We start from the raw sequence: 11,006 nt of genomic DNA, 5'->3' as shown, positions 1-11,006 counted from the left end.
TCCCCCCGCCCTTGTCATCAGGCGCTTGTCTTCAGCGCGCCAATACACGTGGCAATACCCTAACGGGGCGGAACGAACGGTTCTTACACTCAGCGGTACAACAGGGAAGAGAAAGCCCCCATATTCCCCTGAATGGAAAGGCCGTTGCGGGCGTCCTTTGGGGTCATGCCGAAACGCTGCCGGAAGGCACGGTAGAACCAGGAAAGATTGTTGAAACCGGACGAATAGGCAACATCCACGATCGGGCGGCCGCCTCGTCGCTGTCCAGCTAGCTGTCGGTAGGCTCGTTGCAGACGCAGTTCGAGCAGGTGGTCGGTAAAGCTGGTGCCCTGGCGCTTGAACAGGGCTCGAACATAATCGGGCGAGATGCCGTAGCGCTTGGCCACCCAATTCACCGACAAACCACCGTAACTGGCATGAGCCGCCATCATGGCCTTGATGGCTCGCAGACGCGCCGCGCTCAAGCCACGCTTCACCGCCAGTTCCGTGGCATCCCGTGTGCCACCCAGCGTCAGGGTGGCCATATCCAGCAGTTGCTCTGCCGCCTGCGTGGTCCGTTCAGGCGATAGGGCCTCGGGAGAGTGGGTCAGTTCGAGCGCCTGACGCATGAGCAAACGCAGCGCTTCGCCAGGTACGAGACGCCCCCTGGCCGCATCCTCCAGGTCGGCCACCCGTGGCGCCAGCAACTCGCGGGGGAAATCTATACTCATGAAGCGCGCCCGCTGTCCAGGCTGCCCATGAAAATCCATCAGACCGGGACGATCCTTGAAGCCAACGCAGCCAAATCCCGCCGGGCACACCAGGTGACGCAGGTGGCGCTGATAGCTTGCCCAGCCCCCAAGGCCACCGGGATTCAACAGCAGGGAGATGTTGTCGTTACCATCGGCAAGTTGCCCCCCACCACGCTTCACCCTCAACGTGGAGCACTCCGCGAATGCAATGGAAACGCCTGGCAGAAAGCGCATCCGAACCGTGATATCGGGTGTTTCAGAGCGCGGCACACCAAGCTCGACTCTCGCCATCGGAGCATAGACATCCCGCGCCACCTCTAAACGATCCGCTTCCGGATAAACACGGGTGGAAAATTGAACTAAACTCATCTCAGTCTCTGTAACGCTATTATTTTTCTTATTCCTATCTTAATTTCATGGACGGAATGTGTCATAGCCGAAAAAAAAACCGCTCCGGCAAGCCGGAGCGGCGAAAAGAGACCATATGGGTTGACACCGATAAGGTCTGCAGGGAAATGGTGTCCTTCGAAGCGTCCCTTTGGCATCCCTGCCGATGACCTTACAGGAAGTTGAACAGCGATAAGCCCTTGATGTCGACGAAGGCCCTCTGGGCGGCCTGCAGGCCCACCTGGCGCAGACTGTATTCGGAAATTGCCTGGGCGTAATCGAGGTCGACCAAATCGGACAGCGTCTGCTCGTAGTTCATCATGCGGTTACCGCCAACGGCGTCGACCACGTCCAGCTCGTTGAGACGCGCCCCCATGGAGGCGCGAACGGTCAGCACGTTGTCGAGGCTATTGTCCAGTTCGCGCATCGCCGTATTGAGGGTGTTGCGGAAGTGAGCGCGGTTCTCAGCGGTACCCTCCTGATCCATCTCCAACAGATCGATGGCGTCCTTGAGGGTCTTGAACAGATCCTGGTTGGCGCCCTCGTCATCGGCGGGACGCACTTGAATCTGATCGCCTTCTTCGGGCATGCCTTCCAGGGTGATGCTAATACCGCCGAAGCTGACAGTCTCGCCCGATTCATAGGCCTCATCATCAACGACGAGCGTCCGGCTACCATCTTCTTCAATGGCATGGACGGAAAAGACGGGATTACCATCCTCATCGGTCGAGAATTCCAGCTCGAATGGCTTGCCGAAATGCTCGGCATTCGGATCTACACGGCTCGGACCGCCAGTGAAGGTCACGGAACCGGCGTTGGCGTAATAACCATCTTGAACGCCGAGAGAACTCGGATCACCGGGCGCGCTGTCTCGCTCCGCCCGCGCCACATAGCCGGCACCTGAAGGTATGCTCTGGAAGATGGTTTTTCCGTTGTCGGCCACCGGCATCAGCCGCGAGGCGTCGATGCGCTGCTCGCGGGTGTTCTCGTCGCCAATATAGCTGACGCCGGAAATGCCCTCGTCAGAGGTACGGGCAAAGGGCGGCGAGCTGTCCTGATAGCCGCCGAACAGGTAGCGACCGTTGCCATCGGTGGCATTGGCTTGACCGATCAGCGTCTCGTAGACACCGCGTAGATCCGCAGCCACGGATTCGCGATCGACATCGCTCAGGGTGTCGCTTGCCGCTTGTACCAGCAGTGTCTTGGCACTGGTAATGGCATCGGCAACGCTGTTGAGCACACTTTCGGACTGAGCCAGGGAGTTGCGCGCCGTCACCCGAGCATCGGCGTACTGCTGGGTCACCGCCTTGGACTGGGAAACGCCCACCGCCCGCGACGCTGCCTGAGGGTCATCGGACGGATTGACCACGCGACGACCGCTGGCGATCTGCTGACTGACCTTGAGGAAATCGCTCTGCTGCCGGTTCATGGATGCCATGCTCTGATCGAACATGGTCACGGTGCTGATACGCATCGTACTGGACTCCCTGAAGATCAGTTACGCAAGCCAAGAATGGTGTCGAACAGCGTCGAGGCAGTATCGATGACCTTGGCGTTGGCCATGTAGAACTGCTGATAGCGGATCAGATTGGCGGCCTCCTCGTCCAGGTTGACGCCGGACTCGGACTGCTGCACCGCCTTGAGCTGATCGGTGAGCCCTTGGCGCGCATCGAGGTTGACCTGCACGATATTGGTGCGGTTGCCGACATCGCTGATCATGCCCGCGTAGGCTTGGCTGACTGTTGCGCGACCGCCCACCAACGCCTTGTTCTGCAGGTCCTGTAGCGCCAGAGCATTACGGTTGTCGCCGGTGGCAGCAATGATGTTCTGGGTGACCGTCAAGGTCGCCGTTTCACCTTCTTCAGGAAGTTCGCCAAGCGTAAAAGTGATGCCATCTATAACGATGGTGTCCCCGGCCGCCAATTCCTCAGTAGACGCATCGAAGACCTCACCATTAACTCTAATCGTTGCCGCAGGTGTCAGTGACAACGTACCGTCCGAGTCCACCTCGAGCTGGTATTCCTTGCTGTTGGAAAAAGCTCCTGACGTTACGCTGAGGCCACTAACATCCAGATCGCCCGAACTTTTGAAGGAATGAAGCGCGCTCCCCCCTTCGCCCGTCGGATCACCCGCCGCGATCTTGTCCAGGTCGCTGATCAGCGCCTCGAAATTGGCCGCGGCGCGGCGTACCGGCTGCACCTCGAAGCGGTCGCCGTCAGCCGGAGTACCGCTGAATTCCAGTGTGATGCCGCCGAAGCTGAGGGTCGAGGAACCGGCATCCCAGTCGATCTCATCGGCCGGCACGGCCTGACCGTTATCCTTGCGAATCACCTGCGGCTCACCACCGGTGAAGCGTACCGTGTAATCGGTGGCGCGCAGCTTGTCGATATTGGCCGTATCGAAGCTCGCCTCAACGACCTCCACCCCGCCGCTATTGCGCTCGTTGGAGTAGGCCTGGGGCTGACCGATACCGAAGAAGTCCTCACCCTGCTCGCCATTGAGGTCAATGCCCTGGCGATGCTGCTCGTTGAAACCCACCGCCAGCGATACGGCCAGTTGACCGATCTGGTTCTGGGTCTTGTCCAGCGTCTCGGCGCGGAAGGTCATCAGGCCGCCCAGGGTGCCGCCCTGAATGGTGTTTTCCGGCAGCGATACCAGGTTGCCGCTGGAGTCGCGATAGCCCAGCACGGTACGCTGCGGGTCGTGGGGCGAGTCCATCGCCTCCAGACGATAGTGATTGGTGCCCGACACCAGCGGCTGGCCGTTGGGCAGGCTGATGTTGTAGCTCTTGCCATCCTGGATGTTCAAGCGAATGTCCATGCGCTCGCTTAGCTCATGCACCAGGTGGTCGCGCTGATTGAGCAGGCTGTTGGGCGCCTCGCCGCTGCGTGCGCGGGCCAGTGCGATCTCGCGATTGAGGGTCGCAAGTTGCTCGGTCATGTTGTTGATCTGGGTGACTTCGTCCCTGATCTGGCCGTTGATGCCCTCCTGCATGTCCTGCAGGTAGCTATCGAACGCGCGGAATTGGGCCGTCAGCGTGTCGGCGGTACCGAGTAACCCCTGGCGCGCAGCCGGGTCGGACGGCGCACCGGCGAGATCCTCCAGCGACGAGAAGAAGTTCTGCATCAGCGGCGCCAGGCCGGCCTCGCGGTCGGCCAGCAGGTTGTCGATCTGGCTGATCTGGTTTTCGTAGGTTCTCAACGCACTGGAGGCACTGGTCGCGGCGTTGAGCTGCGAGGCCACGTACTGGTTGTACTGGCGCTGAATGTCATTGACCTGCACGCCGGCATCGGCACGGCTCTGGCCAAAAATCGTCAGCTCCCGGTTATAACCGGGCGTATAGACGTTGCTGATGTTGTTGCCGGTAGTGTTCAGCGCGTTCTGGGCGGCATTCAAACCGCTCAGGCCAACGGAAAATAGGATGCTCATGGTGTCGTTTCCTTTCGCCAATGTCCGTTATATCGGCCCGTCCAGCCGGAACTTTAGGCTCTGTACGAAAACTGTCTGCGCTCGCCCATACGGCGTTAAAAATCGGCTCAAACTACTCATTTACACCCCGTAAACTCCGTCTTTTCGCCGATTTTTGCCTTGTCTGGCCATCGCTCGCCGACTTTTCGTACAAACCTAGGGATCAATAGCTGAAAAAGACCAGCGAGTCGCCGCGCTGCGCCTGCATCGGCCCCATGCCGTTCATCACCGCGATCAGCTTGTCGGCATAGGCCGGGTCGGTGGCGTAGCCGCCCGCCTGCAGCGCCCTGGCCGCCTGCTCCGGGCTGCCTGCCGTCGTCACCTCGGCATAGCGGGGGTTGGTCCCGATCAGCCGCGCATAATCGGTGAAGGCTTCTTCGAACGAGTTGTAGACGCGGAAGCTATCGACGACCCGGGTACGCTGACCATTGATGTATTCATGGGTCACGATGTCGGTAGTACGCCCTTTCCAACTGCTGCCCGCCTTGATACCGAACAGGTTATAGCTGTTGCGACCATCGGCCGTGGCAATCTCGTGGCGCCCCCAGCCGGTTTCCAGGGCCGCCTGGGCCAGAATCAGCTCGGCCGGCACACCGGTCTTGCGGCTGGCGGCTTGGGCGGGCGCCGAGAGCCGCTCCATGAAACGCTGTACATACTCAGGCCCCCGGTCGGTCGAGCCGGAGCGGGCGTTCGCCCCTGCCGGCGCCGCCGGGCTGCCTGCCTGTGCAGCGGACGCTGAGGCGGGCAGCGTGGCATCGAGTGCCGCCATGAAGCCGCCGCGCACGCTCTCGAGCTCATCGAGGAAGCTGGCCGGCATGGCGACCCGCTCTGTTTCTTGCCCCGGGTCCGCAGCATGCCGTTCGGTAAGCTTCTCTTCCCTCTCGCGTGCGGGCTGCAAGGCATCCTGGAGTACCCGGGGCGTGCCGCGCGGGATGCCGGCGATGAGTTCACTCAGTTCGCGATCCGCCACGCCGGAGCGTGGGGTCGAGGTTCCCAACTGGCCTTCCAACTGTGCCACCAGATGATCGGCCAAGCCGATACCCCGCCCCGCCATGGTCTGCGCCCACTGCTGGTCGAGCAGCGACTGGTAGAACTCGGTCTGCTGGCTGTCGAGCAGGCCACCCGAGGGAACGGTGTCGCGCATGCTCTTGAGCATCATCTGCAGGAACAGCGCCTCGAACTGTTGGGCCGCGCCGCGCAAACCGGCCGCCTCGTCGTTGCGCGCAGTATGCTTGAGCCGCTCGAGCCCCTGCACGTCGAGGGCGAACTGGCTGCCCATGTCCTGAATGCTCATCAGATGATCTCCAGGTCGGCGCGCAGCGAACCGGAAGCCTTGAGTGCCTCGAGGATTGCCATCAGGTCGCTGGGCGTGGCACCAAGCGCGTTGAGGGCATTGACCACATCGACCAGGTCGGCGCCTTCGACGACGCGCAGGTAGGCATCCTGTTCCTGCAGTTCGATCTCGGTATCGGGCACGACCACGGTTTCACCTTCGCCGAACGGGGCCGGCTGGCTGACCAGGAAGCGGCTATCGATGACGATCGACAGGTTGCCGTGGGCCACGGCGGCACGCCGCAGTGTCACGGCGCTGTTCATCACCACGGAGCCGGTGCGGGCGTTGAACACGACCTTGGCCGGGGCCTCCATGGGTGTGACGCGAATGTTTTCCACCTGAGCCATGAAGTTGACCCGGGAGTTGGGGTTCGCGGGGCCATCCAGTGCGATGACCCGACCGTTCCGCGCCGCCGCCACCGGGCGGCCAAACTCATCGTTGATGGCGTTGACCACCCGCTGCACGGTACCGAAGTCGGTCTGCTTGAGTTCGAGTTCGAGCAAACCGGCATTGGCGCCAAGATCCAGCGGTACCTCGCGTTCGACCATGGCCCCGCCGGCAATGCGTCCCGCAGCCAGTTGGTTGACCTGCACCTGGGCACCGCCCGCGGCCGCCCCCGCTCCGCCCACCAGCAGGTTGCCTTGGGCAATCGCGTAGGTGTCGCCATCGGCCCCCTTGAGCGGGGTCATCAGCAGGGTGCCGCCACGCAGGCTGCGGGCGTTGCCGATCGAGGAAACGTTGACGTCCAACCGCTGCCCCGGACGCGAGAACGGCGGCAGATCGGCGGTGACCATCACCGCCGCCACGTTGCGCAGTTGCATGTTGGTGCCCGGCGGCACGGTGATGCCAAGCTGGGAGAGCATGTTGGTGAGACTCTGCCCGGTGAACGGCGCCTGCATGGTCTGGTCGCCGGTGCCGTCGAGCCCGACCACCAGGCCATAGCCGACCAGTACGTTGTCGCGAACGCCGGCAAAGTTGGCGATTTCACGAATGCGCTCGGCTTGGGCCGGCAACGCCAGCAGGCATAAACATGCCAGTAACAGGAGCTTTGCCACCAAGGAGGGAGAACGGTTTGGCTTGAACTTCATGGGAGTCGTCATGGTCGCCTCGCTCGCGGCCGCTCAGAAAGGCGAAATGTTCAGGAAGAAGCGCTGCAGCCAGCCCATATGCTGCGCCTCGCTGATATAGCCGTTGCCCACGTACTCGATACGCGCATCGGCCACCGCCGTGGAAGACACGGTATTCTGTCCGGTGATAGTGCGCGGATTGACCACCCCGGAGAAGCGAATGAACTCGACGCCCTGGTTGATGCCGATCTGCTTCTCGCCACGTACCCGCAGGTTGCCATTGTGCATTACCTCGAGCACCGAGACGGTAATGGTACCGGTCATGCTGTTGCTGGCCTGGGAGCCACCGCCGCCGGAGAAGCCGACATCGCCGGCGGCAGAGATATCGAAACCGAGGTTGGCCAGCGCATCCAGCGCATCGGACTGCTGATCAAAGCTCAAGCCGGAGGAGGCGTTGCGATTCGCATTGGACTGTGAGTTCTTGCTGGCGCTGACCTGCTCATCCAATACGATGGTCAAGATATCGCCCACCATGCGCGGACGGCGATCCTCGAACAGCGGCTGCGATCCACGATGGCCCTGATAGATGGAGCCATTGGCCAGCCGCGGCGGCGGTTCGATGATATTGATCTGCTCCTGCTCCCCCACCACCGAGGCACGCGGCACTTGGGCACATCCACCCAAGGCCAACATCGCAATGGCAAGAATCGCCATGGCCACTCGCGGGGCCGCCAAACTCGTACCTTTCATTCTCACTCGCTTCCGGCCCTACGCTCGTGGTCCAGGAGGTTCAATGTGTCGACGATCATAGCTGGCTCAGGCGCGCCAGCATCTCGTCGCTGGTCTGCACGGCACGGCTGTTGATTTCATAGGCCCGCTGGGTCTGGATCATGCTGACCATCTCCTCCACCACGTTGACGTTGGAGGTTTCGACGTAATTCTGGAACAGCCGCCCGGCGCCGTTCATTCCCGGCATGGTCTCATTGCGTGGACCCGAGGCGGTGGTTTCCAGGTAGAGGTTGCCGCCGACGCTCTCCAGGCCGGTTGGGTTGACGAAGGTGGAGATGTTGATCTGGCCCACTTCCAGCGACTGGTTCACGCCGGGCTGGGTCACCGAGACGATACCGTCCTCACCGATTGAGATCGACAGGGCGTTGTCAGGAATGATGATCGCCGGCTCCAGCGGATAGCCGTTGGCGGTGACCATCTGGCCATTCTCGTCGAGCTGGAAGCTGCCGTCGCGGGTGTAGGCGGTGGTGCCATCCGGCAGCAACACCTGAAAGAAGCCGTTGCCGTTGATCGCCAGGTCACGCGAGTTGCCGGTGTGCTCCACGCCACCTTGGGTGTGCAGGCGCTCGGTGGCCACCGGGCGCACGCCGGTGCCGACCTGCATACCCGAGGGCAGGCGATTCTGCACGTTGTTCTGCGCGCCGGGCTGGCGCAGGTTCTGGTAGAGCAGGTCCTCGAACACCGCCCGCGAGCGCTTGAAGCCATTGGTGCTGACATTGGCCAAGTTGTTGGAGATGACGTCCAGTTTGACCTGCTGCGACTCCAGGCCAGTCTTGGCCGTCCACAGTGACTTGATCATGATACGTTTCCTCGACCCCCACGGGCCGTCAGCCCGAGATTGGATACCTTTTAACCTTGGGTGGAGAGCCCTCAGCCCTTGTATAGAAGGCCCTCAGCCCTGAATAGAGAGCAGGTTATTGGCCCGCTGGGCGTTTTCGTCGGCGGTGCTGATGACCTTCATCTGCATTTCGTAGCGCCTGGCCACGTCGATCATCGCCACCATGGCCTCTACCGCACTGACATTGCTGCCCTCCAGCGCGCCGCTGACGACTCGGGCTTCCTCATCGGCCACGAGTGCCGCCACTTCGCCTTCGGCATCGGGCGGCATGCGGAACAGGCCGTCGTCGCCACGCTGCAGGGCCTGCTCGGGTGTGACGAGCTTGAGACGGCCCACGTCTACCAGGGCTTCGGGGCCCTCTCCCTCCCCGATGGCGCTCAAGGTGCCATCGGCGCCCACCGAGACGCTGGAACCCAGCGGCACGATGATCGGGCCGCCCTCACCGATCACCGGGCGCCCCAGCACGGTCACCAGGCCGTCGCCGTCGACTTCCAGATCGCCGCGGCGGGTATAGGCCTCGGTGCCATCGTCGGCCTGCACGGCCAGCCAGGCATTGCCCTCCATGGCCACGTCCAGCCCGCGCCCGGTACGCGTGATGGGCCCCGCGCTGAAGTCGCTACCCGGGGTGGAAGCCGCCACGGAAACACGGGTGGACAACAAGCCGTCGCCCTGCACCGGCACGGCGCGCATGGCATGTAGCTGGGCGCGAAAGCCGCTGGTCGAGACGTTCGATAGGTTGTGGCTGACCACGGCCTGCTGATCCATGCTCTGCTTGGCCCCGCTCATGGCGGTATAGAGGATGCGATCCATGACTCGGCTACCCTATTCGCTTAGCGCAGGTTGATGACGGTCTGCAGGAGTTCGTCCTGAGTCTTGATCGTCTGCGAGTTGGCCTGGTAGGCCCGCTGCGCCACGATCATATCCACCAGCTCACGCGCCATGTCGACGTTGGAGGTCTCGACCGCGCTGGCCACGATGCTGCCCAGCATGCCGGTTCCTGGCGCACCGACCAGTTCCTGGCCGGACTCGGCCGAAGCGCGCCAGACGTTATCGCCCATGGGAATCAGGCCCTCGGGGTTGCGGAAGCTGGCCAGGGTGATCTGCCCCGCCGGGCGCGATTCCTCGTTGGAGTAGTTGCGCATGATGGTGCCGTCTTCCTCGATGGTGATGCCCACCAGGGTGCCGGAGGTGTAACCGTTCTGGGTCAGTTGGCTGACGGTGGAGCTATTGCCGAACTGGGTGGAACCAGCAAGGTTGAGGTTGAACTCGATGTCCTCGGCGCCACTGGTGGAGGCAAAGGTCAGTGCGACTTGGTTGCCCGTAAGGCTGCCAACGGCATCGTTCACGGCCTGGCTGGCAAGGTCGCGCGCGGCCTGCGCGTCGGCGGCGCTGGTCTGCGCGTCGTCGGCGCTGGCCTGCAAGCTGGCCATGACAACTGCCAGTTCATCCATGTCATTCTCATCGATATCGGTAATCGCCGCCTGGACGGCGGGATTGTCACTCAAGTCACGCAAGTAACTTTCCCAATCCGGGCCGATATCATCCCAGTCGTCCTGGCCCAGAGACGCAAGCTCACTCAGCACCCCTTGCAAAGCCGACAGGTTGGCCTGGGCGTCGGTCAGGTTGGTTTGGGCGTCGGCCAAGGCATCCACCAGGGCCTGGTCGATCGGTTCGCCGGCACCGACCAGCGTACCGTTCGAATTGAACCGCATCATGAAATCGTTGCCGGCATCGTAGTTGCCATCGGCCACGACCTTGGCCTGCCACAGGTTGTCGCCCACCTTCTCGTAATAGACGGTGGTGTTAACCGGGTTGCCCAACGAATCGTAGACGGTGAAGTTGTTGGCGTAGTGGTAGCTGATCTCGGTGCCGCCGACTTCAGCAACGCTGAGTTCGTTACCCACGTTTTCCCGCGCATCGAGGTTGAGCACCGTGGTGGCATTGGTGGTGGCGTTGGCGCCCAGTTCCTCGGCGGAGATGTTCAGCGGTACCGGCTGGCCACCCACTTGCACCTGTCCCTGAGCATTGAGCCCGTAACCCATGATCTGAAAGCCCTGGGCATTCACCAGGTCGCCGTTGGCCTGCATGATCAGTTGGCCATTGCGCGAGTAGACCACCTCGCCGCTGGTATCCATGTAGCGGAAGAAGCCATCACCGGCCACCGCCAGATCCAGGTTGCGGTTGGTGGACTCGATATTGCCCTCGTTGAAGTTCTGCAGCACCGTCGAGACCCGGGTACCCAAGCCGACCCGGGAGTTGGCGAAGACATCCGAAAACTGGACGCTGGAGCCCTTGAACCCCACTGTCTGGGAGTTGGCGATGTTGTTACCGATCGTACCCAGCCTCTGCGACTGGGCATTCAACCCGCTCAATGCTTGTGAAAAACTCATGTT

Annotated in this window: 9 protein-coding genes; all 9 read right to left on the bottom strand. The window is 62.0% G+C overall.

The window, feature by feature from the left end:
* Positions 1 to 89: 89 nt before the first annotated feature.
* Entirely contained in the window at positions 90 to 911 is an 822-nt protein-coding gene (locus HOP51_RS07075) for a helix-turn-helix transcriptional regulator (RefSeq protein WP_234273274.1), read from the bottom strand.
* A 379-nt stretch (positions 912 to 1,290) separates the two neighbouring features.
* Positions 1,291 to 2,592, bottom strand: a complete 1,302-nt coding sequence (gene flgL, locus HOP51_RS07070; RefSeq protein ID WP_234273229.1) for a flagellar hook-associated protein FlgL — start codon at positions 2,590 to 2,592, stop codon at positions 1,291 to 1,293.
* A gap of 20 nt (positions 2,593 to 2,612) precedes the next feature.
* Positions 2,613 to 4,547 carry a flagellar hook-associated protein FlgK gene (gene flgK / locus HOP51_RS07065; RefSeq protein ID WP_234273228.1) on the bottom strand — a complete coding sequence of 645 codons (1,935 nt, stop codon included), beginning with the start codon at positions 4,545 to 4,547 and terminating at the stop codon, positions 2,613 to 2,615.
* A gap of 202 nt (positions 4,548 to 4,749) precedes the next feature.
* On the bottom strand, positions 4,750 to 5,880 hold the full coding sequence (gene flgJ, locus HOP51_RS07060) for a flagellar assembly peptidoglycan hydrolase FlgJ (RefSeq protein WP_234273227.1): 1,131 nt from the start codon (positions 5,878 to 5,880) through the stop codon (positions 4,750 to 4,752).
* A complete protein-coding gene (locus HOP51_RS07055) occupies positions 5,880 to 7,019 on the bottom strand; it encodes a flagellar basal body P-ring protein FlgI (RefSeq protein ID WP_234273226.1) in 1,140 nt (379 codons plus the stop codon). Before HOP51_RS07055 ends, flgJ begins: the two co-directional genes overlap by 1 nt.
* A gap of 21 nt (positions 7,020 to 7,040) precedes the next feature.
* Positions 7,041 to 7,700 (bottom strand): flagellar basal body L-ring protein FlgH, encoded by a 660-nt coding sequence (locus HOP51_RS07050; RefSeq protein ID WP_407061784.1) that lies wholly within the window; start codon positions 7,698 to 7,700, stop codon positions 7,041 to 7,043.
* Between the two features lie 91 nt (positions 7,701 to 7,791).
* Positions 7,792 to 8,574, bottom strand: a complete 783-nt coding sequence (gene flgG / locus HOP51_RS07045) for a flagellar basal-body rod protein FlgG (protein WP_234273224.1) — start codon at positions 8,572 to 8,574, stop codon at positions 7,792 to 7,794.
* Between the two features lie 93 nt (positions 8,575 to 8,667).
* Positions 8,668 to 9,423, bottom strand: a complete 756-nt coding sequence (locus tag HOP51_RS07040; RefSeq protein WP_234273223.1) for a flagellar basal body rod protein FlgF — start codon at positions 9,421 to 9,423, stop codon at positions 8,668 to 8,670.
* A 20-nt stretch (positions 9,424 to 9,443) separates the two neighbouring features.
* Complete coding sequence (locus tag HOP51_RS07035; protein ID WP_234273222.1) at positions 9,444 to 11,003, bottom strand: flagellar hook protein FlgE; 1,560 nt, start codon at positions 11,001 to 11,003, stop codon at positions 9,444 to 9,446.
* Positions 11,004 to 11,006 lie beyond the last annotated feature (3 nt).

Origin of the sequence: Billgrantia zhangzhouensis, assembly GCF_021404465.1 — a bacterium.
Classification (GTDB): Bacteria; Pseudomonadota; Gammaproteobacteria; order Pseudomonadales; family Halomonadaceae; genus Halomonas; species Halomonas zhangzhouensis.
The sequence above is the reverse complement of the archived record's forward strand: the minus strand, read 5'-3'. Positions and strand labels throughout refer to the sequence as shown.